Source organism: Clostridium ljungdahlii DSM 13528 (genome assembly GCF_000143685.1).
GTDB classification, from domain to species: Bacteria; Bacillota; Clostridia; order Clostridiales; family Clostridiaceae; genus Clostridium_B; species Clostridium_B ljungdahlii.
Genome location: NC_014328.1, coordinates 1243041 through 1263125 on the forward strand (window position 1 = coordinate 1243041; position 20085 = coordinate 1263125).

General features: G+C 31.8%; 17 protein-coding genes. 11 read left to right on the forward strand and 6 right to left on the reverse strand.

The window, feature by feature from the left end:
- Positions 1–33: 33 nt before the first annotated feature.
- Positions 34–513: a DUF4883 family protein gene (locus CLJU_RS05615; RefSeq protein ID WP_013237810.1), complete on the reverse strand. Its 480-nt coding sequence runs from the start codon at positions 511–513 to the stop codon at positions 34–36.
- A gap of 320 nt (positions 514–833) precedes the next feature.
- Between CLJU_RS05615 and CLJU_RS05620 the strand changes: the two genes are divergently transcribed.
- Positions 834–1655, forward strand: coding sequence for a Cof-type HAD-IIB family hydrolase (locus CLJU_RS05620; RefSeq protein ID WP_013237811.1), 822 nt, complete (start codon positions 834–836; stop codon positions 1653–1655).
- Positions 1656–1673: 18 nt separating this feature from the next.
- Complete coding sequence (locus tag CLJU_RS05625; protein WP_049781880.1) at positions 1674–1973, forward strand: metal-sensitive transcriptional regulator; 300 nt, start codon at positions 1674–1676, stop codon at positions 1971–1973.
- A 12-nt stretch (positions 1974–1985) separates the two neighbouring features.
- Here the strand turns inward: CLJU_RS05625 and CLJU_RS05630 are convergent, their stop codons facing one another.
- Together CLJU_RS05630 and CLJU_RS05635 are read right to left on the reverse strand one after the other, a co-directional pair.
- Positions 1986–2462, reverse strand: a complete 477-nt coding sequence (locus tag CLJU_RS05630) for a threonine/serine exporter family protein (protein ID WP_013237813.1) — start codon at positions 2460–2462, stop codon at positions 1986–1988.
- Positions 2459–3229, reverse strand: a complete 771-nt coding sequence (locus CLJU_RS05635; RefSeq protein WP_013237814.1) for a threonine/serine exporter family protein — start codon at positions 3227–3229, stop codon at positions 2459–2461. The genes CLJU_RS05630 and CLJU_RS05635 overlap by 4 nt, the downstream gene beginning before the upstream one ends.
- A 337-nt stretch (positions 3230–3566) precedes the next feature.
- On the opposite strand from CLJU_RS05635, the gene glyA reads away from it, so the two are divergent.
- On the forward strand, positions 3567–4811 hold the full coding sequence (glyA, locus tag CLJU_RS05640) for a serine hydroxymethyltransferase (protein ID WP_013237815.1): 1245 nt from the start codon (positions 3567–3569) through the stop codon (positions 4809–4811).
- A 209-nt stretch (positions 4812–5020) separates the two neighbouring features.
- Here the strand turns inward: glyA and CLJU_RS05645 are convergent, their stop codons facing one another.
- Both CLJU_RS05645 and CLJU_RS05650 read right to left on the reverse strand, forming a co-directional pair.
- Positions 5021–5806, reverse strand: coding sequence for an amidohydrolase family protein (locus CLJU_RS05645; protein WP_242825699.1), 786 nt, complete (start codon positions 5804–5806; stop codon positions 5021–5023).
- A gap of 50 nt (positions 5807–5856) precedes the next feature.
- The gene (locus CLJU_RS05650; protein WP_013237817.1) at positions 5857–6258 is read right to left on the reverse strand and encodes a MerR family transcriptional regulator; all 402 of its coding nucleotides are present in this window, start codon (positions 6256–6258) and stop codon (positions 5857–5859) included.
- A gap of 145 nt (positions 6259–6403) precedes the next feature.
- On the opposite strand from CLJU_RS05650, the gene CLJU_RS05655 reads away from it, so the two are divergent.
- Entirely contained in the window at positions 6404–6646 is a 243-nt protein-coding gene (locus tag CLJU_RS05655; protein WP_013237818.1) for a hypothetical protein, read from the forward strand.
- A gap of 172 nt (positions 6647–6818) precedes the next feature.
- Positions 6819–10589 (forward strand): phosphoribosylformylglycinamidine synthase, encoded by a 3771-nt coding sequence (locus tag CLJU_RS05660; RefSeq protein ID WP_013237819.1) that lies wholly within the window; start codon positions 6819–6821, stop codon positions 10587–10589.
- 103 nt (positions 10590–10692) lie between these two features.
- On the opposite strand, the gene CLJU_RS05665 is transcribed toward CLJU_RS05660, so the two are convergent.
- Positions 10693–11550, reverse strand: a complete 858-nt coding sequence (locus CLJU_RS05665; RefSeq protein ID WP_013237820.1) for a MurR/RpiR family transcriptional regulator — start codon at positions 11548–11550, stop codon at positions 10693–10695.
- Positions 11551–11863: 313 nt separating this feature from the next.
- On the opposite strand from CLJU_RS05665, the gene CLJU_RS05670 reads away from it, so the two are divergent.
- The 6 genes from CLJU_RS05670 to CLJU_RS05695 all read left to right on the forward strand — a co-directional run bounded on the left by CLJU_RS05670 (position 11864) and on the right by CLJU_RS05695 (position 20067).
- A complete protein-coding gene (locus CLJU_RS05670; RefSeq protein ID WP_013237821.1) occupies positions 11864–12958 on the forward strand; it encodes a zinc-dependent dehydrogenase in 1095 nt (364 codons plus the stop codon).
- Positions 12959–13016: 58 nt separating this feature from the next.
- The gene (locus tag CLJU_RS05675; RefSeq protein ID WP_013237822.1) at positions 13017–14555 is read left to right on the forward strand and encodes an FGGY-family carbohydrate kinase; all 1539 of its coding nucleotides are present in this window, start codon (positions 13017–13019) and stop codon (positions 14553–14555) included.
- Between the two features lie 36 nt (positions 14556–14591).
- The gene (locus tag CLJU_RS05680) at positions 14592–15623 is read left to right on the forward strand and encodes a 2-hydroxyacid dehydrogenase (protein WP_013237823.1); all 1032 of its coding nucleotides are present in this window, start codon (positions 14592–14594) and stop codon (positions 15621–15623) included.
- A 59-nt stretch (positions 15624–15682) separates the two neighbouring features.
- Entirely contained in the window at positions 15683–16579 is an 897-nt protein-coding gene (gnd, locus tag CLJU_RS05685) for a phosphogluconate dehydrogenase (NAD(+)-dependent, decarboxylating) (protein ID WP_013237824.1), read from the forward strand.
- Positions 16580–17058: 479 nt separating this feature from the next.
- A complete protein-coding gene (locus tag CLJU_RS05690) occupies positions 17059–18384 on the forward strand; it encodes a gluconate:H+ symporter (protein WP_013237825.1) in 1326 nt (441 codons plus the stop codon).
- A gap of 162 nt (positions 18385–18546) precedes the next feature.
- The gene (locus CLJU_RS05695) at positions 18547–20067 is read left to right on the forward strand and encodes a gluconokinase (RefSeq protein ID WP_013237826.1); all 1521 of its coding nucleotides are present in this window, start codon (positions 18547–18549) and stop codon (positions 20065–20067) included.
- Positions 20068–20085: the final 18 nt, after the last annotated feature.

Genomic DNA, 20085 nt, shown 5'->3' on the forward strand with positions numbered 1-20085 from the left:
ATTTTAGTATCTGTGATACAATAATAAAGTACTTTAATACTCATTGAAAATATATTTTCCCAAATAATATAAATTTAATGAAGCAGGTACTTTGCTCATATCTATATAATCTACAGGATAATTTCCATCCCAGGGATATATTGATAGATATTTTTCGTTATATACGTTTATCACCAGTTTTTCTTTATTAAAAGTAAAATAAATTATGTAGGCAGCTTTTTGTGGAAGGTCTTTTGGCTTATTTATAAAACAGGTCTTATTTAGATACTTTAACATGTTTTTTATATCTGAAATATTTTCATTCTTTAGTTCTGTTTCGTTGTGAAAATTATTTTCTTCTATAATGCATTTTAAGGAGGAAGACATGGTAAGATTTTTAGCAAGTAAATTGGTATAATAAAAGTTGTTAGGTTTTTTTGTAGAAAACATGTAATTACCTAATTTATAACTGCATCCTGAAAATGCAATAATTATAATTAAAAGTGTACTTAAAAACATAAAAAATTTTTTCATTTATATCACCTGACAAAAGTATTCTAGATAAAGTTATGTTTGTGTTTTGCAGTTTATACCATATAAGATAAAAATTAAAGAATTATATAAAGTGATTCTTAGGTTCAGATGAAGTTTGCTTATAAGGATGACTTTCTCCAGCTGAACCTTATTAACAGTATTCTTAGTGTCTTTAGCACTTAGAATAGGTTATCCTTTAGGGGAAGAGCTTATCCAGGCGTGTAGCAGTGCTTATCTCCCACTTTCGTAGAAGATGGGGGGTAGCAATGGTAGCGATCGGATAAAAAATTTTGATAGTTAAAAGGAGAGATGGGATACCAATGAATTATAAAATAATTGCAATGGATATGGATGGTACTCTTTTAAATGATGATAAATCTATATCGAAATATAATGAAGAAATGATACATAAAGCGATGAGATCAGGTGTGAAGGTGGTTATATCCTCTGGCAGACTTCCTGTAACATTAGGATTTTATATAGATACAGTATTTAAAAATCAGCCTGTAATATGCTGTAATGGGTCTATAGTACTGGATGAAAATAAAAATATTATAAAATCCAATTTATTAGACAAAGAAGCTATTTTAAAAGTTATAGACATTTTAAGAGAAAAAAAAGATACATATTATCATTTTTACAGTGATAATATACTATATAGTGAAAGAGTTAGTCATGCTACAAGAAAGTTTTATAAATTTAATGAGAATATGGATAAAGATTTTAGACTGGAGATAAAGATTATAAAAGATTCTAAAGAGTTTATACAAAATAATGGTTCGTGTATAAATAAAATAGTAGTAATAGATAAGGATATAGATTATTTAAATGAGTTGAGGGAAAAGATAAATAAGGTATCTAAAATTGATACTACAAAATCAGATATACATAACATTGAAATAATCAGTAAAGGCGTTTCTAAGGGGAGTGGATTGAAGTTCTTGGCAGACTATTACCACATACCTCTAAATGAATGTATAGCTGTGGGAAATGATGAAAATGATGAAAGTATGATAAAAGAAGCAGGTCTTGGAATTGCTGTGGCCAATGCAAGGGAATTTTTGAAAAAGTCTGCAGATTATGTGACAGAAAAGGATAATAATAATGGAGCAATAGGGGAAATTATAAAAAAGTTTATCTGAAAGTTATAATATAATTGTATGGGTTTATTATGCTGGATTATATTGGGAGTGATATTTTTGGAACAAAAAAAACAAATTCAAACTAGATTGAAGAAGATAGAGGGACAGATAAAGGGTATTGAAAAAATGATTGAAAATGATATGTGTTGTAAGGATGTTTTAATACAAATTGCAGCAGTGAGAGCAGCAGTAAACAAAGTGGGAGGGTTGATGATACAAAACTATGCAAAAACTTGTCTTTTTGAAGAAGGGGACACGAGATGTAAAAATGATAAAATAGAATCTTTAGTATCAACTCTCACTATGTTTTTAAAATAGAGGTATCTATATTTAACAATGCAATTTAAATTTTTTGTTCTTAAACAATCTCTTTTTAAAAAGTGAAGAAGCTTTAAAGACAGAGGATACAAAAAATACACCTACAGCTATAGTTCCTGCAGTAGCTAGTGTTTTAAGACCAGTTGAAAGGGAAGCATTTATATTGCCCTGTATAGATTGAAGCATTGTGTTATACATACCTCCTCCAGGTACTAGAGGAATAATTGCTCCTATGACGAAAGTTGTTACAGGTGTTTTTAGTATACGAGCCATTATTTCAGAATAAGTAGATGCAAATACTGAAGCTATGAAAAAGCAAACTGCACTTGAAAAATTTATGTGGGAGGAACTAATTAAATATACAAACCAGGTTAATCCACCTCCTAGGGAAGTAAATATTAAGTTTTTACCTCGTACATTCTCTAGTATATTAAAACCAAGGGTGGCAATTAAAGTATATACAGAATTTATTATTATACTTGTTATCATAATTTAAATCCTCCTAAAATAATCCACAATCGCAATATAACACCAGTACCTGCTGCAATTGCTACTGCAACTAAAAAGGCTTCTAATCCCCTTGAAATTCCCGAGATTAAATCTCCTGATATTGTATCTCTTATAGCATTAGTTATTGCAAGACCAGGGACTAATAGCATAATAGAACTTATTATTATGGTATTGGTATGGGATGCTGCATGAAGTTTAGTACACATAAGTGCTATTAAGGTAGCAGTAGCTCCACATATTATGTTTATGAAAAATTCATTTGTCTGAAGAGAGTTAAGTCCTGTAGAAATCAAGCTTATAAGGCAGCCTATAATAAAGGATATTATGAAGTCTACTATATTACCTCCATAGGCTAGACAAAGAAAACTTACAGCAACTCCAGAAAATAGAACATTTGTTTTAAAAGGATAAGGTTTTACTGAATCTATTTTAGACAACTTGTTCTCAATTGCATCTAGAGTATAGCATTGATCTTTAATATGTCTGGAAACGTTGTTTACTTGAGATATTTTTTCTAAGTTTAAGGTTCTTTGTTTTACTCTTTTTACAATGGATATAGTCTGATCATATTCATCTGATGCTGAAACTATAATTACATTCAAGGTTACAAAAGCATCTACATCACATATGTTATAGCTTTTACATATTCTGGTTATAGTTTCTTCTACCCTATATATTTCAGCTCCACTTTTTAGCATTATTTTTCCCGCATAAGCAGCCAAATTTATTATTCTATTTATATCCATGCTCAATCTCCTCATACAAAAAATAAACTATGCATTTATACAGCATAAAAATTCTATCATCTTATAACAATAATGGCAACACTGGAATATTAAAAAATTATAGATTTTCTGAGGTACGAAGAAAGTCATTATTATTTGAACTTTGATATTTGAAGTTTAAACTTTTTAAAGTTTTTTTAACAATGGGTTCTAAAATTACGAATTGCAAATTATTTAAAACTATACTTGTGTAAAAGCAGCTTATAAAGTAATATATTAATAAAGTTAAGCACTAGACAGTATAATTCTTTATTATAGGTAATAATACTGAAAATTTTTTAAAAAAGGAGAGAAAAAAATGGATTTTAGTAGCCTTAAAAATGGTGACAATGCTGTTTATGAAATAATCAAAGAAGAGTATGGAAGACAGGAAAATGGTATAGAACTTATTGCATCAGAAAATTTTACTAGTAAAGCTGTAATGGAAGCAATGGGTTCTTTTCTTACGAATAAATATGCTGAAGGGTATCCTGGAAAAAGATATTATGGAGGATGCTTTGTAGTTGATAAAGTTGAAAATTTAGCTAAGGAGAGGATGAAAGAACTATTTGGAGGAGAACACTTTAACGTTCAGCCTCACTCAGGGTCACAGGCTAACATGGCAGTTTATATGTCAGTTTTGAAACCAGGAGATACAGTTATGGGAATGGATTTAAGCCACGGCGGCCATTTAACTCATGGAAGTAAAGTTAGTTTTTCAGGAAAATTATATAATTTTGTTTCTTATGGGTTAAGCAAGGAAACAGAGAGAATTGACTATGATATGATAAGAGAACTGGCACTTAAACATAGACCTAAGATGATAGTTTCTGGAGCAAGTGCTTATTCAAGAGAGATAGATTTTAAGACAATAAAAGATATATGTGATGAAGTTGGAGCTTATATGATGGTAGATATGGCTCATATTGCAGGATTAGTTGCAGCAGGAAAGCATATGTCACCAGTACCTTATGCAGACTTTGTCACCACGACTACACATAAGACACTTAGAGGACCTAGGGGAGGAGCTATAATTTGTAAAGAAAAATATGGTAAAGACCTTGATAAAACTATATTTCCTGGCATACAAGGGGGACCCTTAATGCATATTATAGCAGCTAAAGCAGTTTGTTTTGGTGAAGCATTAAAAACTGAATATAAGGAATACATAGACCAGGTTGTTAAAAATGCAAAAATTTTGGGAGAGGAGCTTACAAAGTATGGATTTAGACTTGTAAGCGGTGGAACCGACAATCATCTTCTTTTAGTAGATCTCACCAATAAAAAAATAACAGGAAAGGATACTGAGGAAGTCCTGGAGAAAGTAGGCATAACAGTAAATAAAAATGCAGTTCCTTTTGATAAATTGGGGGCAAATATTACAAGTGGAATTAGAATAGGAACTCCAGCGGCAACTACAAGAGGCTTTAAAGAAGAGGAAATGAAGAAAATAGCTTATTTTATAAACAGTGCTGTAGAGAACAAAGATGGGGATCTTTCTAAAATTAAGGAAGAAGTAGTTGAACTATGTCATAAGTTTCCACTATATAATATGAATTTATAAACAAAAGCTATCATATCTTTAGAACAATGTAATAACTAATTATAGTCATGTCAAGAATACCTTTAAAAAAGATATTTTTGACATGATATTTTTAGTTACTTAATTCTTCTGTCATACACTATTGAAAAATTACTGCTTTTTTACAGTCTTAATAAGTCGAAAAGTGTATAATAATTGATTTGTGTAGTTAATTTTATATATAGTAAATATTACATAAGGCTTAATATATTTTCACCTAGCACTAATTGCTTTTTATGATTATCCTTAATTACTGCCTCTATCATAGTTCTTGATGATAGTGGATTTCCCCAGGGAGCATCTGAACTAAATAGAACTCTTTTTGGAAGTTCTTCCACAGCTAATTTTAATGCAATAGTTGCATAAACTGCAGATGTATCTAAATATATATTATTTATTTCCTTGGCAATTTCAATAGTATCAAGCCAGTTGAGTCCTCCCATATGGCCAAGTATTACAGGTATATTTGGATTTGCTTTAGCTAAATTTGATATACTTTTTATGTCACTTAAAGTTAAAGGACTAAAGGTGTGAATCCATATAGGCATTGGCTTAAAATTGTTCATTGAGTTGAATACAGTTTTAAGTAAGTTTGTACATCCAGAAGCAAGAGTAAATTCACCAATACCTATAAAGTTGTTTCTTATAATTTGATCTTCAATAAAGTGGCTGGTTTCATCTTCTGAAATACCAACTGGAACACTTCCAAATCCCTTGAACCTTTTAGGATTGTTTTTTACAACTAAAGCTAATTCCTTATTTATAATTTTCCTTGATTCTAAAGAATTTGTATTACCAACTAAGATATTGTTTAAAGCTAATATGCCATTTTTAACTTCACCTACTGTTTTAGCACCTTCTGGGTGTATTGATGTGGCAAATAAAATTGTTAAATCAACTTTTGTCTCATCCATCATTTCAATTTGTTTTTCAGTAGGTAGCATTACATGTTCGTGACTATCTATAATCATTTTCATCTATCCCTTCTATATATTTTATATAAAGAGGATAAACCTTAGAGTTGACTCTAAGTCAATGGTGATTTTAAAATTTTTTTATAAATGTTTCTCCTGTCTATAGAAACTTCGATTAGTTTATCTAATTCTTCTCTTTCCCTTTTTAGCTTTTGTATGTGAGTGTCCAATATATTTAATCTTTTCTGAATTATATCATGTACATTTAAACCATTTTTAAAATCTTTTATCATACAGCCTTCTTTAATGATCTCTTTGATATCATCAAGTGACATTCCTATTTTTTTGAAAAATATTAAACACTCTAGATACTTTATATCTGATTCTGTAAAGATTCTAACTCCGTTTTTGTCTCTTTTTAACCATGGTAAAAATCCTATCTTTTCATAATATCTTATGGTATAAGAGGTGAGACCTGTTGCATTTGAAACATCTTTTATAGAATAATATTTCACTATAATTACCAACCTTTCTGATATTTCAATTATATAATAGTTTGTTAAATACTCAACTAGCATATTGTTTAAAATTAAAATAATATTTTATTATGTTTGTACATACAATTTATATTAAAGGAAGTATAGTGGGGAGGATATTATTATGATAAAAAGGGGAAGTTTAATTGAAGTGGAAAATACAAAATATTATGATGATGGGCAAATAATTAAAGTATTTTCAAGAGGTGCATGTTTAAGAGACTGTGAGATGGGAGAACAGGCAGAAATCATTACTTTTACAGGACATGTAGTTAAGGGCATAGTTTCCCCAAACAAATGCTTTTATAATAGACATTATAACTTAGGTAAAAATGTAAAGGAAGTATTATCAATTAAGGTTCATTAAAGATAAATAAACTAGCATAGCAGCTAGTTATTTTTTAATATGATTAATGTAAAATATAATAACTTATAACTATATTATTCACAATGGTATATATATATGATATAATATGTACGAACTATTATGACAAAAATACAAAAAACGTTCGAAAAATAAGTAATGAGGAGAGAGTACAATGAGTATTAAAAGACTATTTGTAGAGAAGAAAAAAGGATTTGACATAGAAGCTCAAGGCCTTATGAAAGATATTAGAGAAAGCCTTAATATTCATGATTTAGAAAATATAAGAGTAATAAATCGTTATGATATAGAAAATATTGATGATAGTGAATATGAAAGATCAAAGTATATAATATTTTCAGAAAAAACTGTAGATGAAATATATGAAGAAGAATTACAAGCTGAAACGAATGCTAAAATTTTTGCCGTAGAATATCTTCCAGGTCAGTATGACCAAAGAGCTGACTCTGCATCTCAATGTATTCAAATATTAACCCAGAGTGAGAAAACTCAGGTTAAATCTTCAAAAGTGTACTTACTTTATGGAAACATATCTAAAGAACAATTTATGAAAATAAAAAATTATTGTATAAATCCAGTAGATTCCAGAGAAGCTTCTTTGGAAAAAATAGATCATTTAAGTGAAAAATTAGATGCACCTTCTTCTGTAAAAGTTTTGGATGGATTCATAGAAAAAAGTGATGATGATTTAAAGAAAATTTTAAATTCACTTGGTCTTGCTATGAGTTTGGAAGATTTAATTTTTTGCAAAAATTATTTCAAAGAAGAAAAGAGAAATCCTACTATAACTGAAATTAAAGTTATAGACACATATTGGTCAGATCACTGCAGACATACAACTTTTACTACTGAATTAAGTAAAGTATCCATAGAAGACGGAAAGTTTTCCAAACCTATAAAGAAATCCTATGAAAATTACTTAAATTTAAGAGATGAGATATATGGGGAAAACAAAAAAACTGAATGTCTTATGGATCTGGCTATTATTGGAATGAAAAAGCTCAGAAAAGATGGTAAATTAAATGATCTAGACGAATCAGATGAAATAAATGCCTGCAGCGTAGTTGTAGACGCTGATATAAATGGAAAAACTGAAAAATGGCTCGTAATGTTTAAAAATGAAACTCATAATCATCCTACAGAGATAGAACCTTTTGGAGGAGCGGCAACTTGTCTTGGAGGAGCGATTCGAGATCCCCTTTCTGGAAGATCCTATGTGTATCAAGCTATGAGAGTTACCGGAAGTGGTGATCCTAGAACTAAAATAGAAGATACCATAAAAGGAAGGCTTCCTCAGAAAAAAATAACTTTAGGAGCAGCTTCAGGATATAGTTCTTATGGGAATCAAATAGGTCTTGCAACAGGTATGGTTTCTGAAATATATGATGAAGGGTATAGGGCAAAGAGAATGGAAATAGGTGCTGTAATAGGTGCAGCTCCGTTTGAAAATGTAAAAAGGGAAGAGCCAAAATCTTCTGATGTGGTAATACTGTTAGGAGGAAGAACTGGAAGAGACGGATGTGGAGGAGCAACTGGATCTTCTAAGAAGCATACAGAAACATCACTTATTACCTCAGGAGCTGAAGTGCAAAAAGGTAACCCTGTTACAGAAAGAAAAATTCAAAGACTTTTTAGAAAATCAAAAGTAAGCAAGATGATAAAAAGATGTAATGATTTTGGTGCAGGTGGAGTTTCTGTAGCTATAGGAGAACTTACAAGCGGACTTAAAATAAATCTAGATTTAGTTCCTAAAAAATATGAAGGATTGGATGGAACAGAACTTGCAATATCGGAGTCTCAAGAACGTATGGCTGTAGTTGTATCAAAGAAAGATGAAAAGAAATTTATAGAATATGCATCAGAAGAAAATCTTGAAGCTACTACAGTAGCAGAAGTTACAGATGACGAGAAACTTAAAATGTATTGGAAGGGAAAACTTATTTTAGATTTAAGCAGAAAATTCTTAGATACTAATGGGGTTAGAGCAACTACAGAAGTTGTTGTAAAGGCACCGGAGGAAAGTGGTTATTTTGAGAGCAGCAAGAAGTACAAGAATATGAATGACGGCGAGATTTTAAATAAGTGGATTGAAACACTAAAAGATTTAAATGTATGTAGCCAAAAAGGACTTGCAGAGAGATTTGATAGTACTATAGGTGCTTCTACTGTATTTATGCCTTTTGGAGGAAAGTATCAAGATACACCAATAGAAGCTATGGCCGCAAAATTGCCGGTATTAGATGGTAAAACAAATACTGCTACTTTAATGAGTTTTGGATATAATCCGGATATAGCTAAGTGGAGTCCATTCCATGGAGCTTTGTATGCGGTAGTTGAATCTGTAGCTAAAATTGCAGTTTCGGGTGGAGATGTTAACAGTATAAAGCTAACGTTTCAGGAGTACTTTGAAAGACTAGGTAAAGAACCTATTAGATGGGGAAAGCCACTTTCTGCCCTTTTAGGAGCATTACATGCTCAGCGAGGTTTTGAAATAGCAGCGATAGGTGGCAAAGACAGTATGTCTGGAAGTTTTAAAGATATGGATGTACCACCTACTTTAGTATCTTTTGCTGCAGCACTTGGGGAGGCAGATAAACTTGAGTCTCCTGAATTTAAAGGATACAGAAATAATGTAATACTTTTGAAAGCCTCTAAAGATGAATTTGAGTTACCATATTTTGAAGAACTTAAAAAAATGTATAGTGTTGTAAGTTCTATGATAAGAAAAGGCGAAATATTAGCAGCTTCTACTGTTAAAACAGGAGGAATATGTGAGGCTGTAAGTAAAATGAGTTTTGGAAATAGGATAGGAATGAAATTTACAGAACCTATGAAAGGTGAAGAAATTTTTGCACCAGATTATGGTTCCATAGTTGTAGAAATGGATCCATCTGTAGACTTTGAAAAGAGCTTTAAAGGTCTTTCTTATAAGATTCTTGGTGTTACCCAAAAGGAAAAAAATATTAGTGTAAACGGAATTAAAATGAATATTTTAGATATGATAGAATATTGGGGAAAAACTTTGGAAAGTGTATTCCCTACACATACTGAAGTTGAAGATAAAAAGATAAAGTTTGAGCGTTTTGAAAGCAACCATAAAAGTTTTCCAGTTGTAAAAGCTTCTGTACCTAAAGTTATTATACCTGTATTTCCTGGAACTAATTGTGAGTATGATTTGGGAAAGGCTTTTAAAAATGCAGGAGCAGAAGTTGATACTGTTGTAATTAAAAACTTAACTGGAAATCAGATAGAAGAATCAGTAGATCGAATAGTGAGCGGAATAAATTCATCTCAGATTATAATGCTTCCAGGTGGATTTAGTGCAGGAGATGAACCAGATGGATCAGGAAAGTTTATTGCTACTTTTTTTAGAAATCCTAAAATAGCAGAAGCTGTAATGGAACTTTTAAATAAGAGAGACGGACTTATACTTGGAATATGCAATGGCTTTCAGGCACTTATAAAATTGGGACTGTTACCTTTTGGAGAAATAAGGGATATAGATGAGTCATGTCCTACACTTACGTATAATAAAATAGGAAGACATGTATCCTGTATGGTAAATACTAGAATTGTTTCAAATTTGTCTCCATGGTTTAGCAATGTATCTGTAGGGGATGTACATTCAATACCTGTTTCCCATGGAGAAGGAAGGTTTATAGCAAGTGATTCCGTAATTAAAAATTTAAAAGATAAAGGTCAAATAGCTACACAGTATGTAGATTTTCAAGGAAATCCAAGTTATGACATAAAGTTTAATCCAAATGGATCATGTTTTGCTGTAGAAGGTATAACAAGTCCTGATGGAAGAATACTAGGAAAGATGGGACATTCAGAAAGAATTGGAAAAAGTGTTACAAAAAATGTTCCGGGAGTAAAAGACCAAAAGTTATTTGAAGCAGGTGTAAATTACTTTAAATTATAAAGTATAGTTATGGACATATAGACTAATTTTAATATAATTAAGAAGCCTACGGTACTTTTAACATCAGCCGTAGGCATTTCTAATTTGTTAATTAATTATAGTTTTAATATCTCTTTACTGCTATGCCAGCTCTTATTTTGTCAAGATTATTTAAGGTTATATCCAGTCTTTTTAAAGCAACACTCACAAATAGACTATTAATTAATACTAATGATGTAATTCTTGATTCCATAGCTTCACTTCTTACCATTGATTCTTTGCCATATGATGTTAATAATATATCCGAAATCTTCTGAAGAGGAGATTTTTGGTTGCTTGTTATAGAAATGATTTTAGCACCATTTTTCTTTCCTACTTTTATAGAATCGATTAAGTCTTTATTGCTTCCTGAAGTAGAAAAGGCAAATATTACATCATTTCTTTCAGCCATAGCAGCATACATAACTTGCCAATGAGAATCAGAATTGCAAACACAAGGTATACCTGTTCTTATAAACTCATGATATGCATCCAGAGCAACTATCCAAGAACCTCCCATTCCAAAAAACATTAGCTTTTTTGCATTTAATATTAACTTTACCGCTTTTTCCATTTCCGTACTTTCATTCATGCTTATGGCTTTTTGAATACTATGTATACTTGAACTCATGACCTTTTGCATTATTATATACATATCGTCATTTTCTTTAATACCCTCAAAGATATTTTCAACTGGCTTGACTATTGTACTAGCTAGGTTAATTTTAAGATCCTGATAGCCTGTATAGCCCAACTTGTTGCAAAGCCTGAAGATTGTTGTTTCACTTACCTTACTTACATAAGCAAACTCGGTAATAGAAAAATGGATAATACTTTCAGGATTTTCTAGAATATAGTGAGCCGCTTTTTTTTCCGCAGTTTTTAAATTACTATAGATTGCTCTAATTCTTGCTAAACAATCACCAGCTTCTATATTATCCATAATTGCCTCCTTATAATTATTATTTAATTTAGATGTAAAATTCTTAACACATAGGTAATTATAACACAAACATTAATGCAGTGTTTATAAAACGTTAGCGGAATAGTGTAATAGAATTTTATACTGTGAATCATGATTTCTCAATATTTTGAATAACAAACATTAATACAATATGAAAAAAATATTTTTTATACTTGATTATTTTATAGCGTATGATATACTAAATATGAAAATAATTTTCGCAATTTATTAAATTATATAATAAAATAAAGATCTAGCTAGAAGTCGGCTAGAAAGAAGGGAATGAACGTATATGAAAGCAGCTATATATAAAGGAATTGGGAAAATAGAACTTGAGGAAATAGCAAAACCTAAGGTTGAAAAGGGAACAGTATTAATTAAAGTTAAAGCATGTGCAATTTGTGGTGGAGATTTAAGAACTTTTAATTTTGGACATAAATCTATAAAACCACCTATTGTTTTGGGACATGAAATTGCAGGAGAAATTGTTGAAACTGCATCTGATATAGAAAAATATAAGGTTGGTGATCGTGTAATTGTTGCACCAGCTATAGGATGTGGATCATGTTCGTATTGTTTATCAGGATGGCAGAATATGTGTTATCATCGTACTACTATTGCCCATCATTATAATGGAGGCTTTGAAGAATATATGCTTATACCTGCAGCTGCAATCAAAGCAGGCAATATTAATTATATTCCAGATGAAGTAACATATTTGGAAGCATCTCTTGCAGAACCACTGGCATGTGTTTTAAATGCACAGGAAGTTATAAACGTTGGATTAGGAGATACAGTAGCTGTAATAGGTGCTGGCCCAATAGGATGTATGCATGCAGAAGTTGCCAGGGCAAAAGGAGCAGGTAAAGTTTTCTTAATAAATCGTAGTGAAGGCCGTTTGCAAGCAACAAAAAAATTTGGCTTTGATGAATATATATGTTCAGGAAAAGAAGATGCAGTGAAAGCTGTTATGGATTTAACGAATGGACTTGGGGCTAATATAGTAATTGTTACTGCCGGCTCACCTGAAGCTGAAATAATGGGACTTAATATGGCAAGTAAAATGGGTAAAGTTTGTTTCTTTGCAGGATTGCCTAAAGATCAGCCAACAGTTAATCTGGATTCCAATCTTTTGCATTATAGACAGATTACTGTTTTTGGAACATTTTCTTCGGCACCGCGTCATAATGCACTTGCATTAGAAATGATACGCAGTGGAAAAGTTTCTGCTAAGGATATATTAACTCATGTTGTAACACTTGATAAAATAATTGATGGTATGAAATTAGTAAAGAATAGAGAAGCATTACGTGTTAGTGTAGCGCCTTGTATAGATGAAATAAATGATGAATTTAATAAACTCCCAGGTGTAAAGATTGTTAAGTAGTATAAGTTAAAAGTTAAAAAAGATTAAAGATTAATGTATTTTCGTGGGGGGAAAACATATGCCTTGTTTAGTGGGAATAGATGTTGGAACGACAAATTGTAAGGCAGTAGCTTATGATATAGATGGGTCTATAAAAGCTATTGCAAAGCATAAAACGGTTACTTATTATTTGGAAGATAATTGGACTGAATTTGATCCTGGACAATTATGGGAGTCAGTTCAAACGATATTAAAGGACCTTTCTAACCAATTAAAAGGTGAAAGTATTGATGGGATTGCAATTGCTAGTATGGGGGCTGCTGGTGTACTTTTAGATGAAAACGATAACTGGATTCATCGTTCAATAACCTGGTTTGATACACGAACTAAACAAATAGCTGATTGGTGGAGAAAAACACTTGGGGATGAGAAAGTATATTCTATTACGGGTTTTGTTCCAAATCCTATGGCTGGAATAACTAAAATACAGTGGATTAAAAATAAAATGCCTGAAAAATTTAATAAGGTAAAACACTGGTTGTCTATGCAGGATTATATTGCATATCGACTTACAGGAAAAGCTGGAGTAGATTATTCAATAGCTTGTCGTACAATGGCAATGGATTTAAAAAATAAATGTTGGTCAAAGGAAATTCTTAATCATGCTAACATTCCTGTTGATATATGTTCAAATTTAAAGAGATCTGGGGAATTAGTAGGAAGAGTAAGCAATAAATCATCTTTACTGACAGGGATTAAAGAAGGAACTCCTGTATATGCAGGAGGAATGGATTATGTATGTGGCGCATTTGCTTCTGGCTTATGCGAAAGTGGTGAAGTACTGAGTGCAGTTGGAACAAGTGAGCAAATCCTGATGGTAACCGATGAGCCTGCTAATGATATAAAGAATATTAAAACAAATTTTACATGTGTCAATTATGTAGTAAATGATAAATATTATATTGGAGGACAAGTTATTTCATCAGGTGTAATTTTAGACTGGTTCTGTAATGAAATAGGTAAAAAGAACGTTTCAGAGTTGGTTTCTGAAGCTGAAAAATCACCTATAGGTGCACATGGAGTTATGATGCTTCCACATTTTCGTGGAAAGTATGTACCAGGGGCAGATCCACTTTCTAAAGGCGCATTTCTTGGATTAACCACATCACATACACGCGGTGATGTAGTGAGAGCTATTTTGGAAGGACTTTGTTATGAATCTACTGTTATAATAGAAAATTTGCAAGAAGTAACTAATAAAGAAATAAGTTGTGTGCACGTAGTAGGAGGTGCTGTAAATTCACCTTTCTGGATGCAGCTAAAAGCTGATATATTAGGTAAAACTATTATTTGTCTAGATGTACCAGAAGAAGTTACACTAGGTGCAGCTATGATTGCTGGTATAGGTAGTGGAGTGTATAGTAGCCCATCTGATGCAATACAGAAAACCCGTAAAAATGAGACAGTATATAAACCAGATGCGGAATGCCATGAAAAATATCATATGCTTATGAATGAAATTTATAAGCACATTTATCCTGCTTTAAAGGAAACAAATTATAGAATAAATCGTATTTCAGAAATACTTAATAAAGAATGCTTAATGAAAGATGCTTAATCAGTAAAAAATAAAGGAATAGGGGAGGAATAGAAAATGAAATTTTTAGTTGTAGGAGATCCTATGTTATCTTCAAAAACATTGAGTGGTGCTGTACACGATATTTTTGGCAGTGATACAGAGGTAAAGGAAGTAGATTGGAAGCCAGCAAGCGACGATGAGTTCTGGTATTTGAGAAGCCAAGTAGAAAAACTTGGACCAAGTGCAGGAAAACCGCCTAAGGAATTAGACGAAGCAGTTAAGGATGTAGATGTAATTATTACTCATCATACACCTATAAGTGAAAAATTGATAAATGCAAGTAATGCATCTTATATAGGTGTTTGCAGGGGCGGAGTTGAAAACGTAGATGTTAAAGCAGCAAAGGCAAAGGGTATCAAGGTAATGAGAACTATGGGACGTAATGCACAAGCTGTTTCTGATTTTACTATAGCTCTTATGTTGGCACAACTTCGTAATATAGCAAAAGGCCATGAAGCACTTATTAAAGGAGAATGGAAGAAGAAATATGCTAATTCAAGTTTTATGGGCGATATGGCCGATAAGACAATAGGATTAGTTGGATTTGGTTATATTGGAAAACTAGTTGCCCAAAAATTATCGGGATTTGATGTGAGTATCGTTGTTTACGATCCTTTTGTAAAAGAAGATGTATTAGAAAAATATAATGTAAAAGCAGTTTCATTGGAAGAGTTATGCAAGCAATCAGATATAATTAGTGTTCATGCAAGACTTAGCGAGGAAACTAAAGGACTTATTGGTGAAAAGGAACTTTCATTAATGAAATCTACTGCATATTTAATTAATACAGCCCGAGCAGGTTTAATTGATGAGGCTGCATTAATTGATGCATTGCAGCAGCATAAGATTGGTGGAGCAGCACTTGATGTATTTTGGACTGAACCATTACAAAAAGACCATCCATTACACAAATTGGAGAATGTAACAATTACACCACACCTTGCTGGTGCAACAAATGATACTTTTAACAAGACTCCATACTTGTTATTAAGAGAATTTAAAAAATATTTAGAAACCCATGAAGAATCAAGCTGGTTGGTTAAATAAGAAGTAATTTTTATAGATATGGAATTAATTTAGTGATAATGAATTTTGGAGGGAACTTAATGGATGTTGGATTGATTGGACTTGGAAAGATGGGGTATAATCTTGCATTAAATATGAAGGAGCATGGGCATGATGTTACTGCATATGATTGTAATGAACAAAATGTCAAAGAAGCTGAAAAGGATGGATTAACTGGTGCATATAGTGTTGAAGAATTGGTTTCCAAGCTTAAAGGAAGAAAAGTTGTTTGGCTTATGGTACCCGCAGGAAAACCAGTGGATACTTTAATAGATGATCTTTTGCCTCTCCTTAATAAACATGACATAATAATTGATGGAGGTAACTCTCATTATAAAGATACCTTGAGAAGATATGAAAAGATTAAGTTAAAAGGAATAGATTTTGTAGATGTTGGAACAAGTGGAGGTATTGAAGGCGCAAGGTATGGTGCATGTACAATGATAGGTGCACAAGATGAGGTTTTTGAGTATATTGAGCCGTTAATCAAAGATATAAGTGTAGAAAATGGCTATTTGCATACAGGTGAAAATGGATCGGGACATTTTGTAAAAATGGTTCATAATGGGATAGAATATGGAATGCTTGAAGCAATTGGAGAGGGATTTGAAGTTCTTGAAAAAAGTCAGTTCAACTTTGATTTTAAAGAGATAGCTCGAGTATGGAATTATGGATCAGTTATTCGCGGTTGGCTTATGCAGTTAATGGAAGATGCATTCAAAAATGATCCGAAACTTAGTTCAATAAAAGGAATAATTCATTCTAATGGTGAGGGACTGTGGACAGTACAGGAGGCATTGGAGCTCAAGGTTTCTGCACCGGTTATAACTGAGTCCTTATTCACAAGATTTCGTTCAGAAGAAGATGATACATTTACAGGTAAAGTAATAGCTGCACTGAGAAATGAATTTGGTGGACATGATGTAGAAAAAGAATAGTTTGAATTTAATTATTATAAATTAAGGGCTATCTATATGATTTTTAAAATAGCCCTTAATTTATTAGGGCTTATCTTATTGTAGAGTATTTAAAGCTACTATGCTTTAAATCTTTCTAAGAGCATTTCTAATTGTATTTATCGTTTTTTGTATATTTGAAAATATATTATTAAATTTGCTACATAGAAATATAAATTTAGCAAACAAGAAAAAAATTTTTTACAAAAATGTTTTTTTATATTGAAAAAAAATATATGAATGATATACTGTTTATAAAAGAAACATTCTTCATGTATTTTATATGTAAACGTATATTTAAAGTGATTATGAAAAAAATTTTTTTAAGGAGGATGATCTATGTTTTAAATCAAGTTATTGAATTAAGGATCAAAGACAACATTGTATAGACAAGCATTATATATTTAAAAATTGTGTAAACGGTTTAAAAGAAAAATATTATGCAAAAGGGGAGTTGAATTATGCCTTTATTAATAGTTGCCTTAGGAATATTATTATTGCTAATTCTTATGATGAAATTTAAAGTAAATGCAATCATTTCATTGATAGTTGTTTCAATTGCTGTTGGTATAATGGAAGGAATGCCTTTACCAACGGTAGCTACTTCAATTGAGAAGGGAGTTGGATCTACATTAGGTAGTCTTGCATTATTACTGGGATTTGGTGCTATACTTGGAAAACTCATGACTGATTGTGGTGGAGCACAAAGAATAGCAATGACACTTATAAATAAGTTTGGCAAGAAAAGAATACAAGCTGCTGTTGTATTAACTGGTTTTATAGTTGGTCTTGCAATGTTTTATGAAGTTGGTTTCGTTTTGCTGATACCATTGGTATTTACTGTAGCATTAGAAGCTGATCTTCCTGTTCTTTATGTAGGAATTCCTATGGCAATAGCACTTTCTGTTACTCATGGATTTTTACCGCCGCATCCTGGACCAACAGCTATAGCTAGTGTTTACAAGGCAGATCTGGGTAAGACTCTTATATATGGTATTATTGTGGCAATACCAACAGTAATAATTGCCGGTCCTCTTTTTACGAAGTTTATAAAATGTGATAAAAAAGTAAGCGATTTGCCAAAAGGTTTGTTTACTGCAAAGATATTTAAAGAAGAGGACATGCCTGGTTTTGGAATAAGTGTATTTACAGCTTTAACTCCAGTAATTTTCATGGCATTGAATGCTATTGTAAAGCTTACTTCACTTAAAGATACTGTTTTTGCTAAATTTACTGGTTTTATTGGAGAACCAACAATTGCACTTTTATTGTCAGTATTAATTGCAATATATACTTTTGGTTTAGCTAGGGGCAGGAAGATAACTGATATTATGAAAACTTCCGAGGAATCAGTAAAGACTATAGCTGTAATAATGTTTGTAATAGCAGGTGGTGGAGCATTTAAACAGATACTAATAGATAGTGGTGTAGCTGGTTATATAAAGGTTTTAATGAGTGGAAGTACTATTTCACCAATACTTATGGCATGGCTCATAGCTGTTGTAATAAGGCTTGCAGTAGGATCAGCTACGGTTGCTGGAATGACTGCAGCAGGAATGGTATTACCGATTATAACAGCAACACATGCAAGCCCTGAACTTATGGTTCTTGCAACTGGAGCAGGAAGCTTGTTTTGCTCACACTTGAATGATGCTGGATTCTGGATGGTTAAGGAATACTTTGGGTTAACGGTTCCTGAGACTTTGAAAACGTGGTCAGTAGCGGAAACAATCCTTTCGGTTTGTGGTTTGATAGGTGTTTTACTATTAAATATGGTTGTCGGATAAAATAGGACAATCCGTAGAATTCTAGAAATAGATAATTCTTATGTTTATTCCAATGATTCTTATTTAATTTAAAGATAGGTTATATCAATTAGAATCGGTTTAAAATATCATATTTAATTCAGTAAGATATAGAATTTTATAAAATTAAGAAGGTGTAGTAACTTGAGTGAAAGGGTTTATTTGGGAATCGATATTGGAACTAGTGGGATAAGATCAAATGTATTTGATATAAAAGGTAATCAAATAGGTTTTGATTATAAAGAATATCCGACTATTTGTACTGAACGAGGAATGTTAGAACTCGATCCTGATGTTGTATTTAAATCACTTATAGAAGTAGTTAAGAATTCTATTGATAAATGCAATTTATCATTTAATGATATAAGATCTATTGGTATGAGTTCTCAGATGCACAGCTTTCTTGCAGTAGATAGAAATGGAAATAATCTTACAAACGTTATTACATGGGGTGATACAAGGTCTATAGATGAAGCAAGATTTATAGAAAAAAATTATGATTGCAATAAATTGTACAGAAAAACTGGCTGCAGGGTACAACATCCAATGTATCCTCTGAGCAATATACTATGGGTTAAAAATAAAATGCCGCAAGTTTTTAAAAATACTTATAAATTTGTCACTATCAAAGAATATATTATTTTTAAACTGAGTGGTAAATTTGTAATTGATGTTACGGATGCTTCAGCAATGGGTTGTCTGAATATAAATAATTTTCAGTGGGATGAATATATTTTAAAAAATATATTGCAAATAGATTCAGATAGATTTGGTGAAGTCAAGGAATGCACCTATGTAGTGCCAGGCATTAAAAGTGAATATGCACGGCAAATGGGAATAAAAATTGATACGCCGTTAGTAATAGGATCAGGCGATGGAATAATGGCAAATATAGGATGCGGGGGCTTTGATGATACATCAATGTCATGTACAATTGGCACCAGTGGAGCTTTGAGGATTGCTGTAAATAAACCACTTTTTGATGAAGAACAGAGGACGTGGTGTTACTGTTTTACTAAAGATACATGGGTAGCCGGTGGAGCAATAAATAATGGAGGAATAGTTCTCAAGTATTTTAGAAACCAATTTAGACAGCAGTTTGAAAAAGAAGCTTCTGAAGCTAAATATGATAATATTTATCACCTTTTTGATTACTATGCTTCACAGATAGATCCTGGGAGCAATGGATTGACCTTTTTACCATTTATAACAGGAGAGAGAGCACCTGGTTGGAATGCAGATGCAACTGGGTCATTAGTTGGATTAAGGTTTATGCATGATAAAAGACATATTATAAGAGCATCTATGGAAGGCGTTATTTATAATATGTATTCAATATACAGGATGATAGAAAAAATTGATGGTAATGTCCAGCAGATAATTGCAAATGGCGGATATGCAAATTCAGATATATGGTTGCAAATTCAGGCAGATATTTTTAATAAAGAAATAGCAGTTGCAGGAATAACAGAAGCTTCTGTTTTTGGAGCAGCGTATACCGGAATGGTGGCTGTGGGAGACATAAAAAGTTTGAAGGATCCCATACCTAAGATGAAACCTGTTAAAGTGATAAAACCAAATAGTAAAAATGTTGAAGTCTACAAGGATATGTATAAAAGATTTTTAAATTACTATACAGCTATTTTGGGAAAACAATTATTTTAATTGTGTAAGTATTGGAAA

Excerpts from the sequence above, each read along its gene's own strand:
- CLJU_RS05645 (WP_242825699.1), bottom strand. The coding sequence starts at position 5,806 with ATGAAAATGATTATAGATAGTCACGAACATGTAATGCTACCTACTGAA.
- CLJU_RS05655 (WP_013237818.1), top strand. The coding sequence starts at position 6,404 with ATGATAAAAAGGGGAAGTTTAATTGAAGTGGAAAATACAAAATATTAT.
- CLJU_RS05690 (WP_013237825.1), top strand. The coding sequence starts at position 17,059 with ATGCCTTTATTAATAGTTGCCTTAGGAATATTATTATTGCTAATTCTT.
- glyA (WP_013237815.1), top strand. The coding sequence starts at position 3,567 with ATGGATTTTAGTAGCCTTAAAAATGGTGACAATGCTGTTTATGAAATA.
- CLJU_RS05660 (WP_013237819.1), top strand. The coding sequence starts at position 6,819 with ATGAGTATTAAAAGACTATTTGTAGAGAAGAAAAAAGGATTTGACATA.
- gnd (WP_013237824.1), top strand. The coding sequence starts at position 15,683 with ATGGATGTTGGATTGATTGGACTTGGAAAGATGGGGTATAATCTTGCA.
- CLJU_RS05630 (WP_013237813.1), bottom strand. The coding sequence starts at position 2,462 with ATGATAACAAGTATAATAATAAATTCTGTATATACTTTAATTGCCACC.
- CLJU_RS05620 (WP_013237811.1), top strand. The coding sequence starts at position 834 with ATGAATTATAAAATAATTGCAATGGATATGGATGGTACTCTTTTAAAT.
- CLJU_RS05635 (WP_013237814.1), bottom strand. The coding sequence starts at position 3,229 with ATGGATATAAATAGAATAATAAATTTGGCTGCTTATGCGGGAAAAATA.
- CLJU_RS05670 (WP_013237821.1), top strand. The coding sequence starts at position 11,864 with ATGAAAGCAGCTATATATAAAGGAATTGGGAAAATAGAACTTGAGGAA.
- CLJU_RS05665 (WP_013237820.1), bottom strand. The coding sequence starts at position 11,550 with ATGGATAATATAGAAGCTGGTGATTGTTTAGCAAGAATTAGAGCAATC.
- CLJU_RS05625 (WP_049781880.1), top strand. The coding sequence starts at position 1,674 with ATGGGTTTATTATGCTGGATTATATTGGGAGTGATATTTTTGGAACAA.
- CLJU_RS05680 (WP_013237823.1), top strand. The coding sequence starts at position 14,592 with ATGAAATTTTTAGTTGTAGGAGATCCTATGTTATCTTCAAAAACATTG.
- CLJU_RS05615 (WP_013237810.1), bottom strand. The coding sequence starts at position 513 with ATGAAAAAATTTTTTATGTTTTTAAGTACACTTTTAATTATAATTATT.
- CLJU_RS05675 (WP_013237822.1), top strand. The coding sequence starts at position 13,017 with ATGCCTTGTTTAGTGGGAATAGATGTTGGAACGACAAATTGTAAGGCA.